The 26027-nt window shown below is 71.1% G+C and carries 23 protein-coding genes; 4 read left to right on the top strand and 19 right to left on the bottom strand.

Annotated elements, in window-relative coordinates:
• Window positions 1-59: 59 nt before the first annotated feature.
• The 3 genes from G408_RS0100875 to orn are packed head-to-tail and all read right to left on the bottom strand — an operon-like array spanning window position 60 to window position 4006.
• The gene (locus tag G408_RS0100875; RefSeq protein WP_028769548.1) at window positions 60-440 is read right to left on the bottom strand and encodes a hypothetical protein; all 381 of its coding nucleotides are present in this window, start codon (window positions 438-440) and stop codon (window positions 60-62) included.
• A gap of 46 nt (window positions 441-486) precedes the next feature.
• Entirely contained in the window at window positions 487-3420 is a 2934-nt protein-coding gene (locus G408_RS0100880; RefSeq protein WP_028769549.1) for a ligand-binding sensor domain-containing diguanylate cyclase, read from the bottom strand.
• A gap of 16 nt (window positions 3421-3436) precedes the next feature.
• Complete coding sequence (gene orn / locus G408_RS0100885) at window positions 3437-4006, bottom strand: oligoribonuclease (protein WP_028769550.1); 570 nt, start codon at window positions 4004-4006, stop codon at window positions 3437-3439.
• Window positions 4007-4166: 160 nt separating this feature from the next.
• Between orn and G408_RS0100890 the strand changes: the two genes are divergently transcribed.
• A complete protein-coding gene (locus G408_RS0100890) occupies window positions 4167-4619 on the top strand; it encodes a DUF2721 domain-containing protein (protein WP_028769551.1) in 453 nt (150 codons plus the stop codon).
• An 18-nt stretch (window positions 4620-4637) separates the two neighbouring features.
• Here G408_RS0100890 and tadA read toward each other — a convergent pair whose 3' ends face one another.
• From tadA to ndk, 16 genes are all read right to left on the bottom strand, one after another.
• Window positions 4638-5093 carry a tRNA adenosine(34) deaminase TadA gene (gene tadA / locus G408_RS0100895; protein WP_051282531.1) on the bottom strand — a complete coding sequence of 152 codons (456 nt, stop codon included), beginning with the start codon at window positions 5091-5093 and terminating at the stop codon, window positions 4638-4640.
• Window positions 5094-5113: 20 nt separating this feature from the next.
• Window positions 5114-6682 (bottom strand): glutamine-hydrolyzing GMP synthase, encoded by a 1569-nt coding sequence (gene guaA, locus G408_RS0100900; protein ID WP_028769553.1) that lies wholly within the window; start codon window positions 6680-6682, stop codon window positions 5114-5116.
• A gap of 33 nt (window positions 6683-6715) precedes the next feature.
• A complete protein-coding gene (gene guaB, locus G408_RS0100905; RefSeq protein WP_028769554.1) occupies window positions 6716-8170 on the bottom strand; it encodes an IMP dehydrogenase in 1455 nt (484 codons plus the stop codon).
• A 99-nt stretch (window positions 8171-8269) separates the two neighbouring features.
• On the bottom strand, window positions 8270-9553 hold the full coding sequence (locus G408_RS0100910; RefSeq protein ID WP_028769555.1) for a TRAP transporter large permease: 1284 nt from the start codon (window positions 9551-9553) through the stop codon (window positions 8270-8272).
• Complete coding sequence (locus G408_RS12465; protein WP_051282464.1) at window positions 9550-10059, bottom strand: TRAP transporter small permease; 510 nt, start codon at window positions 10057-10059, stop codon at window positions 9550-9552. The genes G408_RS0100910 and G408_RS12465 overlap by 4 nt, the downstream gene beginning before the upstream one ends.
• Entirely contained in the window at window positions 10056-11066 is a 1011-nt protein-coding gene (gene dctP, locus G408_RS0100920) for a TRAP transporter substrate-binding protein DctP (RefSeq protein WP_037411853.1), read from the bottom strand. The genes G408_RS12465 and dctP overlap by 4 nt, the downstream gene beginning before the upstream one ends.
• Window positions 11067-11076: 10 nt before the next feature.
• A complete protein-coding gene (locus tag G408_RS0100925) occupies window positions 11077-11934 on the bottom strand; it encodes a TRAP transporter TatT component family protein (protein WP_028769557.1) in 858 nt (285 codons plus the stop codon).
• A 42-nt stretch (window positions 11935-11976) separates the two neighbouring features.
• A complete protein-coding gene (folD, locus tag G408_RS0100930) occupies window positions 11977-12867 on the bottom strand; it encodes a bifunctional methylenetetrahydrofolate dehydrogenase/methenyltetrahydrofolate cyclohydrolase FolD (protein ID WP_028769558.1) in 891 nt (296 codons plus the stop codon).
• 35 nt (window positions 12868-12902) lie between these two features.
• Window positions 12903-13991, bottom strand: a complete 1089-nt coding sequence (gene moeB / locus G408_RS15725; RefSeq protein ID WP_051282533.1) for a molybdopterin-synthase adenylyltransferase MoeB — start codon at window positions 13989-13991, stop codon at window positions 12903-12905.
• Between the two features lie 741 nt (window positions 13992-14732).
• A complete protein-coding gene (der, locus tag G408_RS0100940) occupies window positions 14733-16130 on the bottom strand; it encodes a ribosome biogenesis GTPase Der (RefSeq protein WP_028769559.1) in 1398 nt (465 codons plus the stop codon).
• Between the two features lie 6 nt (window positions 16131-16136).
• A complete protein-coding gene (gene bamB, locus G408_RS0100945) occupies window positions 16137-17357 on the bottom strand; it encodes an outer membrane protein assembly factor BamB (RefSeq protein WP_028769560.1) in 1221 nt (406 codons plus the stop codon).
• Between the two features lie 3 nt (window positions 17358-17360).
• On the bottom strand, window positions 17361-18011 hold the full coding sequence (locus tag G408_RS0100950) for a YfgM family protein (protein ID WP_028769561.1): 651 nt from the start codon (window positions 18009-18011) through the stop codon (window positions 17361-17363).
• A 57-nt stretch (window positions 18012-18068) separates the two neighbouring features.
• Window positions 18069-18980: a helix-turn-helix domain-containing protein gene (locus tag G408_RS0100955; RefSeq protein ID WP_028769562.1), complete on the bottom strand. Its 912-nt coding sequence runs from the start codon at window positions 18978-18980 to the stop codon at window positions 18069-18071.
• A 2-nt stretch (window positions 18981-18982) separates the two neighbouring features.
• The gene (pilW, locus tag G408_RS12475) at window positions 18983-19756 is read right to left on the bottom strand and encodes a type IV pilus biogenesis/stability protein PilW (protein WP_051282466.1); all 774 of its coding nucleotides are present in this window, start codon (window positions 19754-19756) and stop codon (window positions 18983-18985) included.
• On the bottom strand, window positions 19743-20891 hold the full coding sequence (gene rlmN, locus G408_RS0100965) for a dual-specificity RNA methyltransferase RlmN (RefSeq protein WP_051282467.1): 1149 nt from the start codon (window positions 20889-20891) through the stop codon (window positions 19743-19745). The genes pilW and rlmN overlap by 14 nt, the downstream gene beginning before the upstream one ends.
• Window positions 20892-21000: 109 nt before the next feature.
• Window positions 21001-21426 (bottom strand): nucleoside-diphosphate kinase, encoded by a 426-nt coding sequence (ndk, locus tag G408_RS0100970; RefSeq protein ID WP_028769564.1) that lies wholly within the window; start codon window positions 21424-21426, stop codon window positions 21001-21003.
• A gap of 214 nt (window positions 21427-21640) precedes the next feature.
• On the opposite strand from ndk, the gene G408_RS0100975 reads away from it, so the two are divergent.
• From G408_RS0100975 to G408_RS0100985, 3 genes are all read left to right on the top strand, one after another.
• Window positions 21641-22264, top strand: coding sequence for a TetR/AcrR family transcriptional regulator (locus G408_RS0100975; protein ID WP_028769565.1), 624 nt, complete (start codon window positions 21641-21643; stop codon window positions 22262-22264).
• Window positions 22265-22369: 105 nt separating this feature from the next.
• Window positions 22370-24739, top strand: coding sequence for a 3-hydroxyacyl-CoA dehydrogenase/enoyl-CoA hydratase family protein (locus tag G408_RS0100980; RefSeq protein WP_028769566.1), 2370 nt, complete (start codon window positions 22370-22372; stop codon window positions 24737-24739).
• 20 nt (window positions 24740-24759) lie between these two features.
• Window positions 24760-25956, top strand: coding sequence for an acetyl-CoA C-acyltransferase (locus G408_RS0100985; RefSeq protein WP_028769567.1), 1197 nt, complete (start codon window positions 24760-24762; stop codon window positions 25954-25956).
• Window positions 25957-26027: the final 71 nt, after the last annotated feature.

The raw sequence follows: 26027 nt of genomic DNA on the forward strand, positions 1-26027 counted from the left end.
GGGAGACTCCGATGATCCGGGAGACAGGAAGGGCCGCGGAAGCGGCGTGCTCTCGAGGATCAGCGGATCGGCGGGCGGAACGGCGAGGAGGCGCGGTGCGGCAGGGCGCGGCCGGAGTGCTCGGGGAAGGCCGGAGCCGGCAGGGCGCTGGCCAGCGCCGGCATGCGGGACGGCAGCCAGGCGAAGACGAGGCCGCAGGCCTGGAGGCCATGGGCGAGTTCATGCACCCAGTGGTCGAAGCCGGAGGGATGGACCGGCGCCGCCTCGGCAGCGTGGGCATGTTCCGGCGTTTCCACCGCAGCCCTGCCCTGCCCTGCGGCATCGAGCGCATGGAGCGCGGCATGGGAGTCGGCCAGTGCGGTCAGGGCGGGCACGAGGGCCAGCCACACGGCGAGCAGGGCCGTGAAAAGCGGCAGGCAGCGGGACGCACCGGAGGACATGCGCCGCAGGATAGCAGGCCGCGGGCCGGCCGGAAGCGCTCCTGCCTCAACTCTCGACGCGGTTGCGCCCGCCGCGCTTCGCGGCGTACAGGCGTTCGTCGGCCCGGTAGATCATGCGTTCGTGGTGGGTGTAGCCGGTGCGGCTCGCCAGCCCGATGCTGGCCGAGGGCCGGTAGCCGGGGGCGAAGTCCGAGGTGTCGATGGCCTCGATCCGCCGGCGGATGCGTTCGGCGGTATCGGTGGCCTGCTCCAGCGTGGCATCCACGAACAGCAGGGCGAATTCCTCGCCGCCCCAGCGGGCCAGAGGATGTTCGCCCCCCATCACCTCGACCATCACCTTCGCCACCTCCTGCAGCAGGCGGTCGCCGGCGGCATGCGAGAAGCTGTCGTTGACGGTCTTGAAGTGGTCGAGATCGAGCAGGCCGAGGCAGAGGGGCTTGCCGTCGCGGCAGGCCTCGGCAAAGGCATCGGCGAGGCGTTCCTCCATGTGCCGGCGGTTCGGCAGTCCGGTCAGGGCATCGGTACGGGCCTGCAGCTCATAGGCGCTGCTCTGCCGCCGCACCTGCTCGGCCAGACGCTCGAGTTCGAGGTTCTTTTCCACCAGCGCCTGGGTGCGCTCGTCCACCAGGCGGCGTAGCTGCTGCTCGCGGGCCCGCAGGGCGTCCACCCGCATCGCGTACAGGGCGTACAGGGCGAGGGCGGCGAGGATGGCCGAGAGCACCAGGAACAGGGGCTGCTGCCAGAAGCGGGGCTTCACCTCCAGGTCGAAGCCGACGATCTCGCTGGCGGTGCCGCTGCCGCGCGTCTCGGCGCCCACCTCGAACCGGTACTTGCCGGGTGGCAGGCGGTTGAAGCGCGCCAGGCGCACAGCACCGCTGTCGGTCCAGGCATCGTCGAAGCCGAGCAGCCGGTAGCGGTAACGGATCTGCTCCGGCATGCGGTAGCTCAGGCTGGCGAACTCCACGTCCAGCCGGCTCTCGCCCGGCGCCAGTACCACCCGCTCCCCGGGCGGACGCTCGCGGCCATCGACGCGCAGGCGCTCCAGGATCACCGGCGGCGGCGCCCGCTGGTAGCGGGCGAGCTGGTCGGGCTGCACCACCGAGACGCCGCGTGCGGTGGCCACCCACAGGCTGCCATCGAAGGCCCGCAGCGCGGCTGGGCCGGCGCCGCCGTTGCACTGCGCGCTGGCAAGGCCGTCGGCCTCGGCGAAGCTCAGCGCTTCCAGGCGTTCGAGGCTGCCGGCCAGCACCTGCTCCACCTGCTGGCGCTGCAGGCGGATGACCCCGCGGTTCGAGGTGAGCCAGAGGTTGCCGTAGCCGTCTTCCACCACCTGGAAGACCGTGGCCACCGGCAGGCCATTGCGCACGCCCACGCCGGCGAGCCGGCCGTCCTTCAGGCGCAGAAGCCCGCGGTCGGTGGCCAGCCACAGGGCGCCCTCGGCGTCCTCGTGCAGGCCGAACACGTCCTCGGCATCGAACAGGCTGCGCACCGGGATCGGACGGAAGCCCTCGCCCTCGCGTACCGCGAGGCCGTTCGAAGTGCCCACCCAGAGCCGGCCATCGCGCGACTGCAGCAGGCTGACGATGAAGGCGCTGGGCAGGCCCTCCTCCTCGCCGAAGCGGCGGACCGGCTCGCCGGGGCGGCGGCGGAACAGGCCGGTGCTGGTGCCGATCCACAGGTCGCCGTTGTCGGCCTCGTGGATGGCACGCACCTGCAGGCCGCTCAGGCCTTCGCGTTCGCCCAGGTGCTCCGTCACCACGCCGTCGCGCAGCCGGTAGAGGCCCCGGGAATACATGCCCACCCAGACCTCGCCGGCCTTGCCATGGGCAAGGCTCAGCACCGCCTCGGTGCCGATGCCGCCCGGTTCACGCGTCACCGGGGTGATGCGCCCGTCCTGCCAGCGGTCGAGCCCGCCGCTGTTGCCGATCAGGATGCTGCCGTCGGGCAGCTGCAGCAGGGCGCGCACGTAGTTGTCGGCCAGGCCCTGGTAGGTGTCGTAGCTGCCGAACGGGGTGTCGGCGAAACGCAGTAGGCCGGCATTGGTGCCCACCCAGATCGAGCCTTCGCGGTCGACGAACAGGGCTGGCACGCGGTTATTGGGCAGGCCGCCTGCCCGGCTGAAGCGCTCGAGGCCCTGCGGGGTGGCGCGGAACAGGCCGCGGTTCACCGTGCCCACGATCAAGTTGCCTTGCGGATCGAAGGCCAGGCTGGCCACCGCATCGTCTGGGAAGCCGGCTTCGTGCGGACGGAACTCGGCATTGCGGCCGCGGAACACTCCGCGGTGGGTGCCGATCACCAGCCCGCCGTCGCGGGCACCGAGGATGGCGTACACAGCGCCGGACGGCATGCCGTCCGCGTCGTCGAAGGTACGCACCCGGTCGTTCTCGATCCGTACCAGTCCCCGGCTGCTGCCGGCCCACACCACGTCATCGACATCGATGTGGAGCGCGAACATCTGGTTCGAGGGCAGGCCATCGGCCTCGGTGAAGCGGCGCACGGCCCCGTCGGCATCGATCCGCACCAGTCCCTGGGTTTCGTGCGCTACCCATAGCCGACCGTTACGGTCGAGCTCGGCGCGCATGGTCTCTTCTTGCGCCAGGCCCTGGGCTACGCCGACGCGGCTCCAGCGGCCTTCGCGCAGTAGCATCACTCCGCCCCGGGAGGTGGCCACCACCAGGCTGCCCGGCTGACGCGCCGAGACCGCGCGGATGCCTTGGTCGGTGAAGGCCTCGACGTTGTGCGGCCCGAACAGATCGAAGTCCTGGCCGTTGTGGCGCACCAGGCCTTCCCAGGTAGCGAGCCAGAGATAGCCCTCATCGGACTGGGTGATGTCGTTGACCTGGTTGTGCGGTAGGCCGTTGCGGGTGGTCCAGACGTCGCGGGCGTGCGAGGCGAGCGGCTTGGTCTCGAGCGCGACGGCCGGCAGGGCGAGGAGCAGCAGGAGCAGGAACGCGGAAAAGCGAGCGGAGCGCCGTGCCATGCCGATGTCGTTCCCTTCAGTCGGGGTGGCCGCCCAATGCGCCCATGTGACGCCGATAGTGCCTGAGTTCCTCGATGGATTCGCGCACGTCGGCGAGCGCCGTGTGCGCGCCCTGCTTCTTCACGCCTTCCACCACCGCCGGCGCCCAGCGCCGGGCCAGTTCCTTGACCGTGGAGACGTCGAGGTTGCGGTAATGGAACCAGCGCTCCAGCCGTGGCATCAGACGGGCCAGGAAACGGCGGTCTTGGCAGATGGAATTGCCGCAGATCGGCGACTTGCCGGCCGGCACCCAGCGCGAGAGGAAGTCACAGGTCAGAGCCTCGGCCTCGGCGAGCGATACCCGGCTTTCCAGCACCCGCTGCCACAGCCCGGACTTGCGGTGGGTATTGCGGTTCCACTCGTCCATCGCCTCGAGCACGGTAAGCGGGTGGTGGATGGCGAGTTCCGGCCCCTCGGCGAGGATGTTGAGGTCGTGGTCGGTCACCACGGTGGCGATCTCGAGGATCGAGTCGGTGGCCGGGTCGAGGCCGGTCATCTCGAGATCGACCCAGATGAGTCGGGCGTCGTCGGCAGGGGCGCTGGTCATCGCGGCAGTGTAGCGGTCCTGCCCGGTGCCGGGGTGGCCGGCGCTCTGCCGCAGGCGGGCCGGTTCCCGCCGCCCGTCGGCGCTTCCCGGGCAGGCCGGCTTTCCCGCCGAGGCGGCGAGCGGCGATGATGCGGGCCGTGCCACTTCCGAGGACGGCTGCATGCCCCACCCCCTCGCCCACCCCGGCGTGATCAGCGCCATGCTCGCTCCGGCCCTGCTGATGGCGGCCACCGGTTCGCTGCTGATCTCGGCCAATGCCCGGCTGGCGCGGGTAGTGGACCGTCTGCGGGCCTTGCTCGCCATCGAGGGTACGACCGGCTGGGACGCGGCCCGCGAGCGCGCCCTCGCCGAGCATCGCCGCCGTGCCGCGCTGGTGCTGCGGGCCTGTCGCCTGCTCTACCTGGCGCTGGGCTGCTTCGTCGGCACCAGCCTGGCCCTGGCGGCCGATGCCCTGTTCGCCGGCCGTTTCGGCATCCTCGCCACGGCCGTGGCCCTGCTCGGCACGCTCTGCCTGCTGCTCGCCAGCGCGGCGATGGGCCTGGAAGTGAGCCTTGCCGTGCGCAGCCTGGATGCCGAACTCGACGAGGCCGAGGCGCGGCGGCGGGCGCCCTGAGCCGGCGCGCTCCCGGTTTCAGCCGCCGACCGGCGGCTTGCCGCGCTTGGCGCGGAAGTAGTTGCTGAGCATCGCCGAGGCCTCTTCGGCCAGCACGCCCGCCTCCACCTGCACGCGATGGTTGTGGCGCGGGTCGGCGAGCAGGTCGAAGACGCTGCCGCAGGCCCCGGTCTTGGGATCACGGGCCGCGAACACCAGACGGGTGATGCGGGCATGCACCATGGCCATGGCGCACATCGCGCAGGGTTCCAGGGTGACGTAGAGCGTGGTGCCGAGCAGGCGGTGGTTGCCGAGCGCCCGCCCGCCTTCGCGTAGGGCCACGATCTCGGCATGCGCGCTGGGGTCGTGCTCGGCGATGTTGCGGTTCCACCCCTCGGCGAGTCGCCGGCCATCGGCCCCCACCAGCACGGCCGCCACCGGCACCTCGCCGTGCACATCGGCGGCCTCGCGGGCGAGCGCGAGGGCATGGCGCATCCAGTGCCAGTCGGTGTCGCTCACTCCCACTCGATGGTCGCCGGCGGCTTGCCGGAGATGTCGTAGACCACGCGGCTCACGCCGCGCAGCTCATTGACGATGCGGCGCGCTACCACGTCCAGCAGCTCGTAGGGCAGGTGCGCCCAGTGCGCGGTCATGAAGTCGACCGTCTCGACTGCCCGCAGGGCAATCACCCACTCGTAGGCGCGGGCATCGCCCACCACCCCCACCGACTTCACCGGCAAGAAGACGGCGAAAGCCTGTGAGGTCCGGTCGTACCAGCCGGCCTTGCGCAGTTCCTCGATGAAGATGGCATCGGCTCGGGCGAGGATCTCGGCGTACTCGCGCTTCACTTCGCCGAGGATGCGCACGCCGAGGCCCGGGCCAGGGAAGGGATGGCGGAACACCATTTCGCGCGGCAAGCCGAGTTCGAGGCCGATGCGCCGCACCTCGTCCTTGAACAGCTCGCGCAGCGGCTCGACCAGCCTGAGCTGCATGCGTTCCGGCAGGCCGCCCACGTTGTGATGGCTCTTGATGACGTGCGCCTTGCCGGTCTTGCTGCCGGCCGACTCGATCACGTCGGGGTAGATGGTGCCCTGCGCCAGCCACTTCACGTTCGGCAGTTTTCCGGCTTCCTCCTCGAAGACCTCGATGAACAGCCGGCCGATGATCTTGCGCTTGGCCTCCGGGTCCTGCACCCCGGCCAGTTCGCGGTAGAAGCGTTCCGAGGCATCGACGCGGATCACCCGCACGCCCATGTGCTCGGCGAACATCGCCATCACCTGGTCGCCCTCGTTCCAGCGCAGCAGGCCGGTGTCGACGAACACGCAGGTGAGCCGCTCGCCGATGGCCCGGTGCAGCAGGGCGGCCACTACCGAGGAATCGACGCCACCCGAGAGCCCGAGCAGCACTTCGTCCTCGCCCACCTGGGCGCGCACGCGCGCGATCTGGTCCTCGATGATGTTGGCCGCCGTCCACAGGGTGGCGCAGCCGCAGATCTCCACCACGAAGCGGCGCAGCTGCTCGGTGCCCTGCTTCGTGTGCGTCACTTCCGGGTGCCACTGCACGCCGTAGTAGCGGCGGGCCTCGTCGGCCATGCCCACGATGGGGACGCTGATGGTGCGGGCGGTGGTCTTGAAGCCCGGCGGCAGTGCGGTGACGCGGTCGCCATGGCTCATCCACACGTCGATGCGCGGTGGCGTGCCGGGATGGTCCTTCTGTTCGTCGAGCAGGCGGCAGGCCGAAACCACCTCCACCTCGGCATAGCCGAACTCGCGATCATGCCCGCCTTCCACGGTGCCGCCGAGCTGCACGGCCATGGTCTGCATGCCATAGCAGATGCCGAGCAGCGGTGCGCCGAGTTCGAACACCTCGCGCGGGGCGCGCGGCGAGCCGGCCTCGGTGGTCGATTCCGGGCCGCCGGAGAGGATGATGCCCTTCGGGGCGAAGCGGGCGATGTCGGCCGGGTCGTGGTCCCAGGCCCAGATCTCGCAGTACACGCCGAGTTCGCGCACCCGGCGGGCGATCAGCTGGGTGTACTGCGCGCCGAAGTCAAGGATGAGGATCTTGTCGCTGTGGATGTCGGTCATGCGGAGGGCGGCTCGGCAGCGGGGCTCGGGGGATCACTGCCGGTAATTCGGCGGTTCCTTGGTGATCTGCACGTCGTGCACGTGAGCTTCGCGGGTGCCGGCATTGGTCACGCGCACGAAGCTCGGCCGGGTGCGCATCTCCTCGATGCTGGCGCAGCCGACATAGCCCATCGAGGCGCGCAGACCGCCAGCGAGCTGGTGCACCACGTTGGCCAGTGGGCCGCGGTAGGGCACGCGGCCCTCGATGCCTTCCGGCACCAGCTTGTCGGCATCGGAGGCATCCTGGAAGTAACGGTCCTTGCTGCCCTGCTGCATGGCGCCGAGGCTGCCCATGCCGCGGTAGCTCTTGTAGCTGCGGCCCTGGAACAGCTCGATCTCGCCCGGCGATTCCTCGGTGCCGGCGAACAGGCCGCCGATCATCACGCTGGAGGCGCCGGCGGCGATGGCCTTGGCGATGTCGCCCGAATAGCGGATGCCGCCATCGGCGATCAGCGGGATGCGGCCCTTGAGCGCATCGGCCACCATGCCCACCGCGGTCACCTGCGGCACGCCCACGCCGGCGACGATGCGGGTGGTGCAGATCGAGCCCGGGCCCACGCCCACCTTCACCGCATCGGCGCCCGCGGCCTCGAGGGCCAGCGCCGCCTCGCCGGTGACGATGTTGCCGCCGATGACCTGCAGGTTCGGGAAGTGCTTCTTCACCCAGGCCACGCGGTCGAGCACGCCCTGGGAATGGCCATGCGCGGTATCGACCACGATCACGTCCACGCCGGCGGCGACCAGGGCTTCGACCCGCGCCTCGGTGTCCCCGCCCACGCCCACCGCGGCACCGACCACCAGGCGCTCGCTGCTGTCCTTGGCGGCATCCGGGTTGTCACGCGCTTTCTGAATGTCCTTGACGGTGATCAGTCCGCGCAGGGCGAACTGGTCGTCGACCACCAACACCTTCTCGATGCGGTGCTGGTGCAGCTTGGCCAGTACTTCCTCGTCGCTGGCGCCCTCGCGCACCGTCACCAGACGGTCGCGGCCGGTCATGATGCTGCTCACCGGGGCGTCGAGGTGCTTCTCGAAGCGCATGTCGCGTCCGGTGACGATGCCCACCAGCTGGCCGTCGGCCACCACCGGCACGCCGGAGATGCGTCGGGCCCGGGTGAGCTTGAGCACCTCGCCCACCGAAGTATCGGGCGAGACGGTGAAGGGCTCGCGGATCACTCCGGCCTCGAACTTCTTCACCTCGGCCACCTCAGCGGCCTGGCGTTCGAGGCTCATATTCTTGTGGATGATGGCGATGCCGCCGAGCTGGGCCATGGCGATGGCCAGCCTGGCCTCGGACACGGTGTCCATGGCGGCGGCGACGATCGGCAGGTTCAGCTCGAGGCCCCGGGTGAGGCGGGTCTTGAGGGAGACGTCCTTCGGCAGTACCGCAGAATGGGCCGGGATCAGGGAGACGTCGTCGAAGGTGAGGGCTTCCGCCTGGATGCGCAGCATGGACTGCTCCGGAACTGGGGAGCGCGACATTCTACCCGTTCCCTGCCCTGCCCCGCTGGCCGCCGGCGGGACGGCCGCGGCGGACGGGTTGCCCGGGCTTCAGCCCGCCAGCAGGGCGAGCGAGAGGCCGGGCCACCAGGTGATGAGCAGCACCGTGGCCCCCAGCAGCAGCAGGAAGGGCAGCGTGGCACGGACTAGGGTGGTGACCGGCTGCTGGAAGCGGTAGGCGGCGATGAACAGGTTCATGCCCACCGGGGGGGTGAAATAGCCGATCTGCAGGTTGGCCAGCATGACCACCCCGAGGTGGGCCGGGTGCACCCCGAACTGGGCGGCAAGGGGCATCAGCAGCGGGGTCAGGATGACGATGGCGGAGAAGATGTCCACCAGCATGCCGACCACCAGCAGAAACAGGTTGAGCAGCAGCAGGAACTCCAGCGGGCTGTCGACGTAGGCGCTAACGAAGGCGTACAGGCGCCCGGGCACGTCCTGGTCGATGAACCAGTTCGACAGCGCCCGGGCGGCGCCGAGGATGAGCAGGATGGCGCCGACCATGCGCATGGCCTCGGCCATCACCCCGGGCAGCTGGTGGAAACCGATCTCCCGGCGCACGAGCACCGTCACCACGAGCACGTAGGCCGCGGTGAGCGCGGCCACCTCGCTCACCGCCAGCACGCCCTGGTAGACCGCGGTGAGCACGATCAGCGGCAGGGGCAGTTCCCAGCGCGCTTCCCACAGGGCGGCCCGGAGCTCGCCGGCATCGAAGCCCTGCGGCGGTGCCGGTACCGAGCGCCCCACCCACATGGCATGGGCCGAGAGCACGAGCAGCATCAGCAAGCCTGGCAGCAGGCCGGCGAGGAAGAGATCAGGGATGCTGACCCCGGGATCGCCAGCGATCGGCCCGGCCACGAAGCCATAGAGGATGAGCGGCAGCGAGGGGGCGAACAGCAGGCCGAGGCTGCCGCCTGCGGTCACGAGGCCGAGGCTGTAGGCCTTCGGATAGCCTGCCGCCACCAGGGCCGGGAACAGCAGGGCGCCCATGGCCACCACGGTGACCCCCGAGGCGCCGGTGAAGGCGGTGAAGAAGGCGCAGGCGACGATGGCGACGATGGCCAGCCCGCCGGGCAGGCCGCCGAGCAGCGCATTCGACAGACGCACCAGCCGGCGCGGGGCCTGGCTTTCGCTCAGCAGGTAGCCGGCCAGGGTGAACAGCGGGATGGCGATCAGGCCCGGCATGTCGCCAAGGCCGTAGAACTCGGTGAGCGCCGCCTCCCCGTAGCCGGCAGCCTGCAGGCCGACCAGGGCGATGCCGAGGATCACCGCGAACAGCGGCATGCCCAGCGCGGCGAGCAGGAGCAGCAGGCCGAGCTGCAGTTCCAGGCTCATGTGCCCTGCCCTTCCCCGCCCTCGGCACCGGGCGGCGGGGGCGCCGAGAAGGCGCCGATCGCCAGCCGCAGGGCCAGCAGGCCGAAGCCCGCCGGCAGCACCAGCATCGGCATCCAGCTCGGGATGCCCAGCGCGAAGACCAGCGGGAACTCGCGCTCGGCGGCCACCAGCCCGGCGCCGATCCAGGCCGCCCAGCCGCAGACCGCGGCGGCGGCCAGGGTCGAGAGCGCATGCACGAGCCGGCGCCAGGGGCCGGGAAGCAGGCGCGGCAAAGCATCGATGGCGATGTGCCGCTGCTGGCGTGCCGCCCCCAGCGCGCCCAGCATGGCAAGCCACAGCACGCCGGCGCGGCTCACCGGCTCGGCCCAGCTCCAGCCGGCGTCGAAGCCCGCCCGCAGCACGATCTGCGCCAGGGCGAGCAGGAGCAGCAACAAGGCCGCCAGCGCGAGGAGACCGTCCTCGAGCCGGTGCAGCAGGGCCAGCAGGCGGGCGGCAGCGGTACTCAATCCGCGCTGCCCGAAGCGGCCTTGGCCTCGCGGATGGCAGTCAGCAGGGAGGCATCCATCCGCCCTTCCTCGTAGAGGCGGCGCACCACGGTTTCGCCGATTTGGCGGAAATAGGCGGCGTCCGCGGCGCTGGGCGTCACCACCGTGAGCCCCTGCTTCTTCATCGCCTCCAGTGCGGCGGCATCATCGCGGCGGATGCTCGCATCGACGCGGGCGGCCGCCGCCTTGAAGATGCGGTCCACCACCGCCTGGTCGGCGGGCGCGATGCGGTTCCAGGCGCGGGTATCGACGATGATGTAGCCCACCACATAGGCCAGCGGCAGGTCGTAGAGGTAGCGCAGGCGCCCATGCCACTGCAGGGCGACGGCACCTGCCGGCGTGTTGGCCACCATGTCCACCATGCCGGTCTGCAGGCCGGTGAACACGTCGCCGATCGGCAACGGGATCGGGCTGGCGCCGCCTTCGCGGAAGGTCAGCTCGGCGATGCGGTCGTTCTGCGGCACCCAGAGCTTGGCGCGGCGCACGTCGTCGGGGCCGCGCAGGGGCCGGGTGCTCATCAGGTAGGCGAAACCCACGCCCGAGGCTCCGAGCATGTGGAAGCCGCGCTCGGCGAAGCCCTTGGCCAGCAGCGGATCGACCCGGGGCCGCACACGGTCCACCGCCGCCCAGTCCTCGAACAGGAACGGCAGGGTGTAGACCGGGGCATCCGGGTAGACCAGCGAGAGCTCGCTCGAGGTGAGCACCCCACCCTGCAGCTGTCCGCCCTGGCGGATGCGTCGGAGCACGGCCTGGTCATTGCCCATCACGCCGCCGGGGAAGTAGCGGATCTCCACCCGCCCCTTCGTCTCGGCCTTCACCGCTTCGGCGGCGGCGCGCAGCTCGCGCATCCAGGGCGAGCCGTCCGGCGCGAGGGTGGCAAGGCGCAGGGTCTGGGTCTGGGCGAGGACGAGGGGGGCGGCCAGCAGCAGGGCGAGCAGACCGAGAAGACGGAGGAAGGGGCTTGGCATCATGCGGTGCTCAGAAGTAGTCCTTGCCGCTCTCCAGCAGGGCGCGGGCGCGCTCCTGGGCGAGGGTGTTCATCAGGGTGTAGCCCCGGGCACGCGGATCGGCCTCCAGCACTTCCCGCAGCAGCCGGTCATGCAGGGCCTGATCGAAGACCAGCCGGGCATGGAATTCGGCCATCAGGGTCTTGGCGTAGAGATTGCGCCCACCCGAGGCCTCGATCGCCTGCTCGAAGTAAGCCCGCCCCCGCTCGGGCTGCCCGCCCACGGCCTCGGGGCGCAGCGAGTGCAGCACCCCGAGGTAGACCAGGGCAAGCCCGCCGTCATGCCCGGGGTCCACCGCCACCACGCGCTGCAGCAGGGCCTCCACCTTCGGCAGGTCGGCCACCGCAGCCCAGTCCTCGCGGTGGGCCTGGATGTGGCCGGCCCAGGCGGTGCCGAGGGTGTAGAAGAGCGGCAGGCGGCGGTCGCTCACCGCGGCGAGGGCGCTGGCGAAGTCGTCCGGGTTGCCCTCGAGGCGCTCGCAGAGCCGCGGCTCCTGCAGGCAGGTGGCGCGCTGCGCGAGCGCGAGGGCCTTGCGGGCGAGGCGCTGGGCGCGGGCGCTATCCGCGCCGGTGAAGTTGCCGGCATAGGCGCCATTGAGCCGGGCTGCCGCCAGCAGGGTATCCACGTTCCCGGGATCGCCCTCGATCAGGCCATCGAGCAGCAGCAGGTAGGCCGGCAGGCCGTCGCGCACCGTGGCTGGGTCCTCGGCATCGAGCACCGCCTTGCCGAGGTTGTCGGCCAGCCGCGCGGTGGCGTTTCCCACCAGCGAGGCGCAGCCCGACAGGCCGAGAACGAGGCAGAGGGCGAGCGCGGGCGTCCGGAGCGTCACGGCAGGAGGGCGGCGGGGTGGCATGGCAAGCATCGCGCCAGCCTAGCGGGCGTAGGTGTAGGCCTCGTGACCGGGCAGGTCGGCGGCGTCGGCCGCTTCGAGGGTGTTCTGCATCAGGGTGGCCACGGTCATCGGGCCCACGCCGCCCGGCACCGGGGTGATCCAGCTCGCCCGCTCGCGGGCGGCCTCGAAGCCGACATCGCCCACCAGCCGGCCATCCTCCATGCGGTTGATGCCCACATCGATCACCACCGCGCCGGGCTTGATCCACTCGCCGGGCACGATGCCGGGGCGGCCCACGGCCACCACCACGATGTCGGCCTGCTCCACCTGCCGCTGCAGCACCTCGCGCGGGGTGAACTTGTGGCAGGCGGTGACGGTGCAGCCGGCGATCAGCAGTTCCAGCACCATCGGCCGGCCGACGTGGTTGCTCACCCCCACCACTACGGCATTGGCGCCGCGCACCGGGCGGTCGGTGTAGCCCAGCAGGGTGGTGATGCCCCGCGGCGTGCAGGGCCTGAGGCCGAACTGCCGCAGCGCCAGGCGGCCGACGTTCTCCGGGTGGAAGCCGTCCACGTCCTTGCGCGGGTCGATGCGCTGGATGATCTCGCGGCCGTCGCGGCCACCGGGCAGCGGCAGCTGCAGCAGGATGCCGTGGATCGCCGGATCGGCGTTCAGGCGCTCGATCAGTGCCAGCAGCTCGGCGTCGCTGGTAGACGCCGGCAGGTCGAAATCGCGGGCTTCGATGCCCACCTTCAGGCAGGCCCGGCGCTTGTTGCGCACGTACACCGCCGAAGCCGGGTCGTCGCCCACCAGCACCACGGCGAGGCCGGGACGGGGCCGGCCGGCGGCGATCCGCGCCTGGACGCGGGCGGCAAGGTCCTCGAGGAGCCGGTCGGCGATGCCTTTGCCGTCGAGCAGGCGGGCGGTCATGGGGCGGAGGGGCTCCTGGGCGGGAAAGCCGCGCATTATCGCCGCTCGCCGCCTCCCCCGCACGCCGGGCAGGCCGGATCGACCGGCACGGGCAGTTCGCGGAAGCGCATCGCCAGCGCATCGAAGATCAGCAGGCGCCCCGCCAGCGACTCTCCCTGCCCCAAGAGCAGCTTCAGCACCTCGGTGGCCTGCAAGAGCCCGATCACGCCGGGCAGCACGCCGAGCACGCCGGCCTCGGCGCAGTTCGGCGCCCCGCCCGCGCCTTCGGGTTCCGGGAACAGGCACTGGTAGCAGGGCCGTTCCCCACGCCGGCGGCCGGCATCGAACACCGACACCTGGCCCTGGAAGCGCTCCACCGCCCCGTACACCAGCGGGATGCCGAGGCGCAGGCAGGCGCGGTTGAGGCAATGGCGTGCACGGAAGTTGTCGCTGCCATCGAGCACCACGTCGATGCCGGCGAGCAGCGCATCGACATTCCCCTCGTCGAGCCTGGCCTGCACCGTCTCCAGCTGCAATCGCGGGTTCAAGGCAAGCAGGCGCTCACGGGCCGAGGCCACCTTCGGCTGGCCGACCCCGGCATCGACGTGCAGGATCTGGCGCTGCAGGTTGCTGCGCTCCACTTGGTCGTCATCGACGAGGCGCAGCCGGCCCACCCCGGCCGCGGCGAGATAGAAGGCCGCCGGGGAGCCGAGTCCGCCCGCCCCCACCAGCAGCACCCGTGAGGCCAGCAGCCGGGCCTGGCCTTCCACGCCCACCTGCGGCAGCAGCAGATGCCGGGCATAGCGTTCGCGGGCATCGGCATCCAGGCGGGGCTCGCCGGCCGCCTCGCCCTGCATCGCCAGCCCTGCGGCCCGCCAGGCCACGAGGCCGCCGCGCACACTGGCCACGCGGGCGTGCCCCGCCTCGCGCAGCGCCCGCGCCGCGGCCAGAGAGCGCACGCCGCTGGCACAGAGCAGCAGCAGGGGGCCCTGCCCCGCCCCGAAGGCATCGGGTTCGGCGAGCAGGCGGGCCCGGGGCACGGCCTCGGCTCCCGCGGGCAGGCCGGAGGCGGTCTCCTCCGCCTCCCGCAGGTCGATCAGCCGGGCTCCCGCAGCCAGCGCCCGTGGCACGGCAGCAGCCTCGATCTCGAGCGGCCAGCCGCCGTCCGCCCCGTCTCCCACGGCCGTGTCCGCGATGGAGGCCGGTTCACGTTCGCCCAGCAGCCCGGCCAGCAGGGGCGGCAGCACCTGTTCGCAGGCCCGGCGCAGGGCTTCCGGCGCATCGGGCAGGAACAGGCACAGGGGCTGCCGTGGTCCGGCCTCGAGCGGGATGAGCAGGGCTACGGCCGGGGCCGTCAGCCCAAGGTCGATCCGCAGCGCCGAAGGATGGCCTGCCACCGGCGGCAGACCGACGGGTAGCCCGTCTGGCCCTGGGGCGGCGGCGATCAGCACCAGGTCGAAGGCCTGGGCGGCATCGTCCAGCGCACTGCCGAGTACCGGCAGGACTGGCCAGGCCACCGGCTCCAGGCCCTGGGCCTGGAGCCAGGCCATCAGCACCGGGCGTGCGGCATCGTGGCGCCCCCCGGGGGGCAGGGCCTGGCCGGGCGGAATGCGGTCGGCGCCCAGGGTGAACAGGGCCACCGTGGGCCGGCGCACGCATGGCAGTTCGGCATGACCGGCGGCCGCCAGCCTGCCGAGATCGAACACCCCGAGGCGATGTCCTGCCGGCAGCGCACCCTCCCCGTCCTGGCAGGCCTCGGCCAGCACCCGCCCCGCGGCGCGGGCGAGCGGCACGCGCTCGGCATCGCGGCGCCGGGCGGCACCGAAACGCCGCAGCAGCGGCAGGGCCTTTCCCAGAGTGAGCGTGGCCGGCACCACCGGCATGCCTCAGCGCTTCTTGGCGAAGCGCAGCAGGCGCCGGCGCTTGGCGATCTGGCGCTCGGTGAGTTCGTTCTTCCGCCCCTCGAAGGGGTTCTCGCCCTCACGGAACTCGAAGCGCAGCGGCGTGCCCACCAGCTTGAAGCGCTTGCGGAAGAAATTCTCGAGATAGCGCCGGTAGCTCTCCGGCAGGCCACGCAGCCGGGTGCCATGGATGACGAAGGTGGGCGGCGTGTTGCCCCCGGAATGGGCGTAGCGCATCTTCGGCGCGTGGCCGCGCACCGCCGGCGGCGGATTGCTCTCGTAGGCCACTTCCAGCGCCCGGTTGATCTCGCTGGTGCTGAAGCTCCGGGTCACCGAGGCATGGGCACGGTTCACCGCCCGGAACAGCTCGCGCAGCCCGCTGCCGTGCAGGGCGGAGATGGTGACGCGCTCGGCCCAGGGCACGAAGGCCAGGCGGCGCTCCAGCATCACCCGGTTCTGCTCGCGTTCGTAGGCGGAAAGGCCGTCCCATTTGTTCACCGCCACCACCAGGCCGCGGCCCGCCTCCAGCACGTGGCCGAGCACGGTGGCATCCTGATCGGTGATGCCCTCGGTGCCATCCACCAGCACCACGGCCACCTGGCAGTGCTCGATCGAGGCCAAGGTCTTGAAGGCACTGAACTTCTCCACCGCTTCCTCCACCCGGCTGCGGCGGCGCAGGCCGGCGGTGTCGATCAGCCGGTAGCGGCGGCCGTCGCGTTCGAGGTCGACGGCGATGGAATCGCGGGTGGTGCCCGGCACGTCGGAGGCGATCATCCGTTCCTCGCCGAGCATGCGGTTCACCAGGGTGCTCTTGCCGACGTTCGGGCGGCCGACGAAGGCCACGCGGATGCGCGCCGGGTCGTCTTCCAGCACCGAAAGATCGCGGTCGGGCGGCAGCCGCCGCTGCACGAGCTCCAGCAGGGCCGGTACGCCGCGCTGGTGCGAGGCGGCAAGCGGCAGGGTGTCGGCGATGCCGAAGCGGGCGAACTCGGCAAGGCAGTCGGCCTCGACGAGGCCGTCGGTCTTGTTCACTGCCAGCACCAGTGGCTTGCCGAGCTTGCGCAGCCAGCCGACGATCTCGCGGTCGAGCGGGGTCAGGCCATCGCGGGCATCGACCACGAAGACCACCAGATCGGCCTCCTCCACCCCGGCGCGGGCCTGGCGGGCGGTGGCTCCGGCCAGACCTTCTTCTTCACCGGAAAGGCCGCCGGTATCGACCACCGCGAAAGGCCGTGCCGGATCGAGACGGCAGACGCCGTAGTGGCGGTCACGGGTCACGCCCGGCTGGTCGTGTACCAGAGCGTCCCGGCTGCGCGTGAGCGCGTTGAACAGGGTGCTCTTGCCGACGTTCGGTCGACCGACCAGCGCGACCAGCGGCAGCATACGGGCTTACTCGGCGATGCGGAAGGCCGCGAGACGGCCTTCGTCGGTGACGGCGATGACGGTGCCGGAAGGCGTGGCGAGCGGCGTGGCGAGGACCCGGGCCCGGCCCACGCGCTCGCGGGCGCGCAGCACACCAGTGAAGGGATCGAACCAGTGCAGGTAGCCTTCGAGGTCGCCCACCACCGCCAGCGAGCCTGCCAGCACCGGGCCGGTGGGCTGGCGGCGCAGCAGGGCGTCCTGCTTCCACAGGGCACTGCCGCTGGCCCGGTCCAGCGACCAGAGCACACCGTCGCGGTCGGTCAGCAGCACGCCGTCGGCGGTCAGGTCGAGGCGGTTGCTGCCGCCGTTGTCGCGGGTCCAGACGACCTGGCCGCTCGCCAGCGCGATCGCCGCGGTGATGCCGCGCACGCTGCTGGCATAGACGGCATCGGCGCCCAGGGCGAGATCGCCGTCGATGTCCACCAGGCGTTCGAGCTCGCTGCGACCCTCGGGCTCGGCCACCGCAGCCTCCCAGATCGGGGCGCCGTCATCGGCGCGCAGGGCCACCACGGTGCCGTCGTCGTTGCCCACCAGCACGAGGCCGGCGGCGAAGGCCGGGGTGCTGGCCCCGCGCGAACTCAGGGTCGGGATCGGGCTTTCGAAGCTCCAGCGGCGGCTGCCGTCATTGCGGTCGAGGCCCACCACCCGGCCATCCTGCGAGCGCAGCACCACGAGACGCGGCAGCACCAGCGGCGCGGCCAGCACCTCGGCGCTGGCCTGGTACTGCCAGCGCGGGCTGCCATCCTCGGCCGAGACGGCGTAGACCTGGCCGCTGCGGCCGGCCACCACCACGAGGCCCTCGCCCACGCCCACCGAGGACATCAGGCCGCCCTCGCGCACCTTGTTGCGCCATACCCGCCAGCCGCGACCGCTCGAGAGCGGCTCCAGTTCGACCTCCCAGCGGCGCTTGCCGGTCTCGATGTCGATGGCGCGCAGCCGGCCTTTGTCGGTCACGGCATACACGCTGCTGCCGTCGATGCCCGGGCGCTGGCGCAGGCCGAGCCGGCCCTCGCCCTCGCCCAGGGATACCGACCAGAGGCGCTGCACGCGGGCCGCGCCCTCGATCTTCTGCAGGGGCGCGGGATCGGTGGCCTTGCTCTTGTCGCTGCGGAACCAGTCGCGCATCGTGCCGCAGCCGGGAAGGACGACGAGGGCCGCGACGAGCGCGATGCCGAGGAGCTTTCGCATGGATCAGGCTTCCGGGGTCGTGGTGCCGCCGGCATCGGCGAGCTTGAGTTCGAGCAGCACGCGGGTCGGCGTGGCGGTGTCGGTATGGGTCAGGGCGCGCTGGTAGGCCGCATGCGCCTCGTCGCGCCGCCCTTGTGCGGCATGGGCATCGCCCATGAGTTCCTCGCGCACCGCGGCATAGGCCGGCAGGCGCAGCGCCGAGAGGCGGGCCAGTGCGGCGTCATGGCGACCCAGCAGCAGCTCGGCGCGGGCGGCGCGCAGGGCCAGCAGTTCGGCAAGCGCCGGGTCCTTCACCCCGGGCAAGGTGGCATCGAGCAGGGGCACGGCCTCTTCCGGGCTGCCCGCCTCGACCAGGGCCGCGGCACGGCGCAGCGCCGCCAGGGCCGGATAGGCGGTGTCGGCGTAGTTGGCGCGCAGCGACTCGGCGAGCGCCGCGGCCTGGTCGGCATTGCCGCCCTCCTGGGCCTGCAGGAAGCTGCCGTACTGGCGGGCGGCCTCCTCGCGGTGGCCGGCCTTGCTGGCCTGCCAGGCCTGGAAGCCGAGGATGGCGGCGAAACCGATGCCGATGCCGCCGATGATGGAGACACCGTTGTCTCGCAGCCACTTGCGGACGCGTTCGCCCTGTTCGTATTCGTCGATCTGGTCGGTGGACATGGGCCATCGCCGCGGTGCCCGCGGCCGGTTCGGGGAAAGGGCGAGGCCCCGGCGCCTTCAGCGCGCGATGGCCTCGATGGAACCGTCCGAGGATAGCGCAAAGCGGGCCACGTTCGCCGCGCGCACGCCATCGAGATTCACCCGCGAGCCATCCACGATGACCTCGGTGGCATCGACATTGCCCACCGTGACGCGCCCCACCTCGGCCGACGGGTAACGGCGCACCTCGCCGGCACGCGCGAGCACGCGCTCGATGGCGCTGCCGTCGCGGCGCATCACCTCGATCCAGCTCTCGCCGCTGAAACGCATCTCGAGCTGGCGCGGCAGCACGCCACCGGTGAAGCTGGCGGCCACCGGGCGCGGCGTGGCGGCCGGTCCTGCCGCGGCTTCGGTCTCCGAAGTGGCAGGAGGCGGCGCGACGCCCGCGGCCGCCGCCATGCGCTCCGGCGTTTCCTCCGGGACCGGCGCCGCCGGCGCGTCTGCCGGAAGCTGTGCCGGCTCCCCGGCCGGCGCTTCCGCTCCGGGGCTGGCGAGGATGGCCTGGGCCAGGGGCTGGTCGAGTGCGGGGTCGAGCGAGCGCACCTGCACCGGGCCGGAAGGCACGAGGCTCAGCGCGCCGTACACCATCGACAGCACCAGCAGCGAGCCGCCGGCATAGGCCGCGTGGCGGGCGGAGAACTCGGCGAAGCGGCCGAAGCGCGAGACCGGCACCTGCGAGCGCAGGACGGGGGCATGGAGGCGCTGCGCCACCGCGTCGAGATCCACCGGCACGCCGAGCCGGGCGGCATAGCGCCCCACCAGGTTGCGGGCGAACACCGGGGCGCCGAGGCGCTCCCAGTCACCGGCTTCGATCGCCTGCAGGATCGCCCGCGTGTACTTCAGCTCGCGGGCCAGCGCGTCGATCTCCAGCCCCTGCCGGAGCCGAGCCGAGCGCAGGCGCCCGCCGATGTCCTGGTTCTCTTCCGCCATGCTCACCGCTTCGAACCCCCCTGGTCGAACGTGGATGACCCCGCCCCCGGGACTCCCCCGAGGCCGGACAACTGCTTGCGATAACGCTCCGCGGCCCGGGCATCCCCGGCCGCCTCCTCGATGGCGATGGCCAGCACCAGTTCCGGCGCGGTCAGCGGGGCCAGGGCCTCGCGGCGCTGCAGGAAGGCGCGGGCGCGCAGGTGGTCGCCGCGGTCGTGCTCGAGCTTGGCCATGCCCACCAGCGACTGCGCGTCGTTGGGCACCAGCGTGAGCGCGGCGCGGAAGTTCAGTTCGGCCCGCTCCATCCAGCCGGCCGATGCCGCGCAGCTGCCGGCATTGGCCATGGCCTGGGCCGGACGGGCATAGGCCTCGTCGGCGAGTGCCTCGACGAAGCGCTGCATGGCCTCCTCGGCCCGCCCGTTGCGGCACAGCCAGGCGCCGTAGGCATTCAGCACCGGGCCGCTCTTCGGCGCCAGCGCGAAGGCCCGCTGCAGGTCGCGCGCCGCCTCCTCGCCGCGGCCCAGGGCCTCCAGCGCCTGGGAGCGCGCCAGGTATGCCAGGGCATTGCGCGGATCGGCGCGCACGGCGGCCGATGCCTCGGCGAGCGCTGCCTCCGCATCGCCCTGGTCGAGCAGGCCCTGGGCGGCATTGATCGAGCGCTGCGCCACCGCCGAGCCGCTGGCCTGGGCGGGAGCCGGGGTCGAGGCGCAGCCGGCCAGCGCCAGCGGCAGGAGGGCGAGGAGCACGACGGTGAGCCGGGGCTCAGGCCGCCGCATCGGCGCCTCCCTCGAGCCGGCGGCGGAACTCCGCCTGCCGCCGTGTCCGGTCCATCACCTGCCCCTTGAGCTGCCCGCAGGCGGCATCGATGTCATCACCGCGGGTGCGGCGCACCATCGTCAGCACGCCGGCATCGAGCAGCTGCTTTTGGAAGGCGCGGATCTCGGCCTCGCCGCTGCGCTCGAAGCGCGTGCCGGGGAAGGGATTGAAGGGGATCAGGTTCACCTTCGCCGCGTGGGCATCCTGGGCCTGGCGGCAGAACTGGCGCATCAGCGCCGCCAGTTCGCGGGCATGCTCGGGCTGGTCGTTCACCCCGCGCATCAGGGTGTATTCGAAGGTGATCGAATCGATCTTCGTCGAGCGCAGGTAACGCAGGCACGCTGCCATCAGCTCGGCGATCGGATGCTTCTTGTTGAGCGGCACCAGGCGGGTGCGCAGCTCGTCGTTCGGCGCGTGCAGCGAGACGGCCAGCGCCACGTCGGCACGGGCGGCGAGCGCATCGATCATCGGCACGAGGCCGGCGGTGCTCAGGGTGACGCGCTTGCCGGCGAGACCGAAACCGAGGTCGTCGCGCATCAGGCTCATCGCCGTCACCACGTTCTCGAAGTTGAGCAGGGGCTCGCCCATGCCCATCATCACCACGTTGGTGAGCTTGCGCTCGCGGTGTGGCACGTTGCCGAGGTGGCGCGCCGCCACGAACACCTGGCCGATGACCTCGGCGGCGGACAGGTTGCGGTTGAAGCCCTGGGTGGCAGTGGAGCAGAACTGGCAGTTCAGGCCGCAGCCCACCTGGCTCGAGACGCAGAGCGTGCCCCGGCCCTTGTCCGGGATGAACACGGTCTCGATGGCATTGCCGGCGTCCATCCCGAGCAGCCACTTGTGGGTGCCGTCGGCCGAGGGCTTGTCGAACACCACCGCCGGCGGCCGCACCTCGCAGCGCTCCTCGAGCTTGCCGCGCAGGGCCTTGCCGAGATCGGTCATGCCGCCGAAGTCGGTGACATGGCGGTGGTACATCCACTTCATGACCTGATGGGCGCGGTAGCGCTTCTCGCCCAGCTCGCGCTCGAAGAAGTCTTCGAGCGCGGAGCGGTCGAGACCCAGCAGGTTCACCCGGCCGTCCTTCGGTGCCGCCATCGCCAGTGCGCGCAGCGACCCGGGCGCCGGGGCGTCGTCCGGCGCAGGAGAGGCTTGGGGCGGGATGACTGGCGTGTTCACCGCGGCACGGCCGGCGGGGTTCGATGGATCAGCGCGGGCAGAGCTCGGTGGCGCTGAAGAAGTAGGCGATCTCGATCGCCGCGTTCTCGAGGCTGTCCGAGCCGTGCACGGCATTGGCATCGATCGACTGCGCGAAATCGGCGCGGATGGTGCCCGGGGCGGCATCCTTCGGATTGGTGGCGCCCATCAGCTCGCGGTTCTTGGCCACCGCGTTCTCGCCTTCCAGCACCTGGATCATCACCGGCCCCGAGGTCATGAATTCGACCAGGGCATTGAAGAACGGGCGCTCCTTGTGCACCGCGTAGAAGCCTTCGGCCTCCTTGCGGGAGAGTTGCTTCATCTTCGCCGCCACGATCTTCAGGCCGGCCTCCTCGAAACGGGAGTAGATCTTGCCGATCACGTTCTTCGCGACGGCATCCGGCTTGATGATCGAAATGGTGCGCTCGATGGCCATGTTTGCAAACCTTTGTCAATAGGAAAAGCGGGTAAGACTGCCAGTATAGGCGGACTTTTTTTTCCGAGACAAGCGCTTACGGTGCATTGTGGAGGCCGGTTCACGGAACGGCAGGCGGCGCGGCCGCGCCGCCCGCCACATCGATTCAATCAAGTGCTTGACCAAGGCGGCTCTCCAGCGCAGGCTTGCAGCAAGCGTTTGAACGAGGCCCGCCATGAGCAGCACCCACTTCAACACCAAGGAACGCATCCTCGGAGCCGCGGAGGAACTGTTCGCCATCCACGGTTTCGCCGGCACCTCGCTGCGGCAGGTCACCAGCCGGGCCGATGTCAACATCGCCGCGGTGAACTACCACTTCGGATCGAAGGAAAACCTCATCAACGAAGTATTCCGGCGGCGCATGGACGACATGAGCGAGAGGCGCCTGAGGCAGCTCGCCGAGGCCCGCCAGGCAAGACCCGGGGACCTCGAGGCGGTGCTCGAGGCCTTCATCGGGCCGCCGCTCGCGCTCACCCTCGACCGCCAGCACGGCGGGGCCGCCTTCGTCCGCGTGCTGGCCCGCGCCTTCGCCGAGAAGAACGACGGCCTGCGCAAGTTCCTGTCCGACAACTACGGCCACGTGCTGCGCGAGTTCGCCAAGGCCATCGCCGAGTGCGTGCCGGGCCTGGCGAAAGAGGACCTCTACTGGCGCCTCGACTTCGTGGCCGGGGCGCTCACCTATGCCATGGCCGACTTCGGCCTGATCAAACGGCCGGCCGGCACCAGCGAGAAGCAGCACTGCGAGCAGGCGGCGCGGCAGCTGGTGCGCTTCGCCGCCGCCGGCCTGCGGGCGGCCTGAGACGCCCCCTCTTTACGAAGGACCCATACGCTGGCGTATGCTTTGCCGGGCGAGGCCCTGCCCCGCCCGGCCCGAACCGGCCCTCCCTCCCCCAACGGAGTCCCCATGTCCCAGCTTCGAATCCGCAAAGTGGCGGTGCTCGGCGCCGGCGTGATGGGCGCGCAGATCGCCGCCCACCTCGTCAATGCCGACGTCGACACCCTGCTCTTCGACCTTCCGGCCCAGGAAGGCGACAAGAACGGCATCGTCCAGAAGGCCATCGCCAACCTGGGCAAGCTCTCGCCGGCCCCGCTCGCCAGCAAGGCCAAGGCCGCTGCGATCATCCCGGCCAACTACGAGCAACACCTCCCCCAACTCGCGGACTGCGACCTCATCATCGAGGCCATCGCCGAGAAGATGGAGTGGAAGAAGGCGCTCTACGAGAAGATCGCCCCGCACGTGGCGCCGCATGCCATCGTCGCCTCGAACACCTCCGGGCTCTCGATCAACGCGCTGGCCGAGGCCATGCCGGCGGCGGTGCGCCCGCGCTTCTGCGGCGTGCACTTCTTCAACCCGCCGCGCTACATGCACCTTGCCGAGCTGATTCCCTGCGCCGGCACCGAGCCGGCGGTGCTGCAGGGGCTCGAGACCTTCCTCACCACCACGCTGGGCAAGGGCGTGGTCTATGCCAAGGACACGCCGAACTTCATCGGCAACCGCATCGGCGTGTTCTCGATCCTCGCCGGCATGCACCACACCGAGCGCCTGGGCCTCGGTTTCGATGAGGTCGATGCCATCACCGGCCCGCTGATCGGCCGCCCGAAGTCGGCGACCTACCGCACCTCGGACGTGGTCGGCCTCGACACTATGGCCCACGTCATCAAGACCATGGCCGACACCCTGCCGGATGACCCTTGGCACGCGTACTTCAAGGCCCCCGACTGGCTGCAGGCGCTGATCGCCAGGGGCGCGCTGGGCCAGAAGGCCGGCGCCGGCATCTACCGGAAGCAGGGCAAAGACATCCTCGTCCTCGACCTCGCCAAGCAGGACTACCGCCCGAGCGGCGCCGAGGCGAATGCCGAGGTCGTCGAGATCCTGAAGATCAAGAACCCGGCCGAGAAGTTCGCCAAGCTGCGTGCGCATTCGCATCCGCAGGCGCAGTTCCTGTGGGCGATCTTCCGCGATCTCTTCCACTACGCCGCCTTCCACCTGCATTCCATCGCCGACACTGCGCGTGACGTCGACTTCGCCATGCGCTGGGGCTATGGCTGGAGTCTCGGCCCCTTCGAGACCTGGCAGGCCGCCGGCTGGCAGCAGGTGGCCGCCTGGATCGCCGAGGACATCGCCGCCGGCAGGGCCATGGCCAGCGCGCCGCTGCCGGCCTGGGTGAGCGATGGCCGTGCCGGGGTGCACTCGGCCGAGGGCAGCTTCAGCCCGGCCCGCAATGCCGCCCTGCCCCGCTCCACCCTGCCCGTCTATGCCCGCCAGCGCTTCCCGGAAACCGTGATCGGCGAGGCCCCGGCCAACCCGGGCGCCACGGTATTCGAGACCGACGCGGTGCGCCTGTGGACCGATGGCGACGGCATTGCCGTGCTCGGTTTCAAGACCAAGATGCACACCGTCTCGGACGGCGTACTGGCCGGCATTCAGCAGGCCATCGACATCGCCGAGAAGGACTTCCGCGGCCTGGTCATCTGGCAGCCGAAGGCCCCGTTCTCGGCCGGTGCCGATCTCGCCGGTGCGCTGGCGGCGCTGCAGGCCGGCCGCCTCGACGACTTCACCGCGATGGTGGCCACCTTCCAGGCCACCAGCCAGCGCATCAAGTACGCGCTGGTGCCGGTGGTGGCGGCGGTGCGCGGCCTCGCCCTCGGCGGTGGCTGCGAGTTCCAGATGCATGCGGCCCGCACCGTGGCCCATCTCGAGAGCTACATCGGTCTTGTCGAGGCCGGTGTGGGCCTGCTGCCGGCGGGCGGCGGCCTGAAGGAGATCGCCGCCCGGGCCTCGGCCCGGGCGAAGAACGGTGATGTGTTCGCTGAGCTCAGGCCGATGTTCGAGACCGTGGCCATGGGCAAGGTGTCGTCCTCGGCGCTCGAGGCGAAGGAACTCGGCCTGCTGCGCGAGTCCGACATCGTGGTCTTCCACGAGCATGAGCTGCTGCACGTGGCGCGCCAGACCGCGCTGGCCATGGCCGAGGCCGGCTACCGCCCGCCGCTGCCGAACCGCCAGATCACCGCCGCCGGCGATGTTGGCATCGCCACCTTCAAGATGATGCTGGTGAACATGCTCGAGGGGCGGATGATCAGCCCGCACGACATGGAGATCGCCACCCGTATCGCCACCGTGCTCTCGGGCGGCGAGATCGACCGCGGCGCCACCGTGGACGAGGACTGGCTGATCCGCCTCGAGCGCGAGCATTTCGTCGCGCTTGCCCAGATGCCGAAGACCCAGGAGCGCATCGCCCACATGCTGAAGACCGGCAAGCCGCTGCGTAACTGACGGACGACGAGGACACTCCCATGAGCAAGCAAGTTCAAGACGCCTACATCGTCGCCGCCACCCGCACTCCGGTGGGCAAGGCTCCGCGTGGCTTCTTCCGCAACACCCGCCCCGACGACCTGCTCGCCCACGTGCTGAAGCGCGTGGTGGCCCAGGCGCCGGGCATCGATGTCTCACGCATCGACGACGCCATCATCGGCTGCGCCATGCCAGAGGCCGAGCAGGGCATGAACGTGGCGCGCATCGGCGTGCTGCTGGCCGGCCTGCCGAACACCGTGGCCGCGCAGACCATCAACCGCTTCTGCTCCTCGGGCCTGCAGGCCGTGGCGCTGGCGGCCGACCAGATCCGCCTCGGCAATGCCGACCTGATGCTGGCCGGCGGCACCGAATCCATGAGCATGGTGCCGATGATGGGCAACAAGGTGGCCATGGCTCCCTCCGTGTTCGACAACGACCACGTCGCGATCGCCTATGGCATGGGCATCACCGCCGAGAAGGTGGCCGAGGAGTGGAAGGTGGGCCGCGAGGACCAGGATGCCTTCGCGCTTGCCTCGCACCAGAAGGCGCTCGCCGCGATCGCCGCCGGCGAGTTCCGTGAGGAGATCAGCCCCTACACGGTGCGCTCCCGCCAGCCGGTGCCGGGCGGCAATACCGTCCGGGTCGTCGAGAAGCTGGTGGATACCGACGAGGGGCCGCGCGCCGACACCTCGCTGGAGGGCCTGGCCAAACTGCGGCCGGTGTTCCGCATGGGCGGTTCGGTGACCGCCGGCAACAGCTCGCAGATGAGCGATGGCGCTGGCGCGGTGCTGCTGGCCTCGGAACAGGCCATCAAGGACTACGGCCTGACCCCGCTCGCCCGTTTCGTCAGCTTCTCGGTGGCCGGCGTGCGCCCGGAGGTGATGGGCATCGGCCCGGTCGAGGCGATCCCGAAGGCCCTGAAGCAGGCCGGCCTCACGCAGGACCAGCTGGACTGGATCGAGCTCAACGAAGCCTTCGCCGCCCAGGCCCTGGCGGTGATCCGTACCTGCGGGCTCGACCCGGCGAAGGTCAATCCGCTGGGCGGCGCCATCGCGCTCGGCCACCCGCTGGGTGCCACCGGCGCGATCCGTACCGCCACCCTGGTGCATGGCCTGCGCCGCCGGAAGCAGAAGTACGGCATGGTGACCATGTGCATCGGCACCGGCATGGGCGCGGCGGGCATCTTCGAAGCCCTCTGAAATCCGGCCCTGGCGCGTGCCGCAGTCCGGCCCGCGGCCGCCGGCATGGCATGGAAAGGCCCGGCACTGCC

This window comes from Silanimonas lenta DSM 16282 (assembly GCF_000429065.1).
Classification (GTDB): domain Bacteria; phylum Pseudomonadota; class Gammaproteobacteria; order Xanthomonadales; family Xanthomonadaceae; genus Silanimonas; species Silanimonas lenta.

Coding starts and splice junctions, on each gene's coding strand:
- G408_RS0100955 (WP_028769562.1), bottom strand. CDS start 18,980: ATGGCGGAAGAGAACCAGGACATCGGCGGGCGCCTGCGCTCGGCTCGG.
- G408_RS0100950 (WP_028769561.1), bottom strand. CDS start 18,011: ATGTCCACCGACCAGATCGACGAATACGAACAGGGCGAACGCGTCCGC.
- bamB (WP_028769560.1), bottom strand. CDS start 17,357: ATGCGAAAGCTCCTCGGCATCGCGCTCGTCGCGGCCCTCGTCGTCCTT.
- ndk (WP_028769564.1), bottom strand. CDS start 21,426: ATGGCCATCGAGCGCACCATTTCGATCATCAAGCCGGATGCCGTCGCG.
- orn (WP_028769550.1), bottom strand. CDS start 4,006: ATGACCAGCGCCCCTGCCGACGACGCCCGACTCATCTGGGTCGATCTC.
- G408_RS0100875 (WP_028769548.1), bottom strand. CDS start 440: ATGTCCTCCGGTGCGTCCCGCTGCCTGCCGCTTTTCACGGCCCTGCTC.
- rlmN (WP_051282467.1), bottom strand. CDS start 20,891: ATGGCGGCACCGAAGGACGGCCGGGTGAACCTGCTGGGTCTCGACCGC.
- guaA (WP_028769553.1), bottom strand. CDS start 6,682: ATGACCGACATCCACAGCGACAAGATCCTCATCCTTGACTTCGGCGCG.
- G408_RS0100910 (WP_028769555.1), bottom strand. CDS start 9,553: ATGAGCCTGGAACTGCAGCTCGGCCTGCTGCTCCTGCTCGCCGCGCTG.
- der (WP_028769559.1), bottom strand. CDS start 16,130: ATGCTGCCGCTGGTCGCGCTGGTCGGTCGACCGAACGTCGGCAAGAGC.
- G408_RS0100890 (WP_028769551.1), top strand. CDS start 4,167: ATGCCCCACCCCCTCGCCCACCCCGGCGTGATCAGCGCCATGCTCGCT.
- tadA (WP_051282531.1), bottom strand. CDS start 5,093: ATGCGCCATGCCCTCGCGCTCGCCCGCGAGGCCGCCGATGTGCACGGC.
- G408_RS0100980 (WP_028769566.1), top strand. CDS start 22,370: ATGTCCCAGCTTCGAATCCGCAAAGTGGCGGTGCTCGGCGCCGGCGTG.
- G408_RS0100985 (WP_028769567.1), top strand. CDS start 24,760: ATGAGCAAGCAAGTTCAAGACGCCTACATCGTCGCCGCCACCCGCACT.
- G408_RS0100975 (WP_028769565.1), top strand. CDS start 21,641: ATGAGCAGCACCCACTTCAACACCAAGGAACGCATCCTCGGAGCCGCG.
- folD (WP_028769558.1), bottom strand. CDS start 12,867: ATGACCGCCCGCCTGCTCGACGGCAAAGGCATCGCCGACCGGCTCCTC.
- pilW (WP_051282466.1), bottom strand. CDS start 19,756: ATGCGGCGGCCTGAGCCCCGGCTCACCGTCGTGCTCCTCGCCCTCCTG.
- guaB (WP_028769554.1), bottom strand. CDS start 8,170: ATGCTGCGCATCCAGGCGGAAGCCCTCACCTTCGACGACGTCTCCCTG.
- dctP (WP_037411853.1), bottom strand. CDS start 11,066: ATGCCAAGCCCCTTCCTCCGTCTTCTCGGTCTGCTCGCCCTGCTGCTG.
- G408_RS0100880 (WP_028769549.1), bottom strand. CDS start 3,420: ATGGCACGGCGCTCCGCTCGCTTTTCCGCGTTCCTGCTCCTGCTGCTC.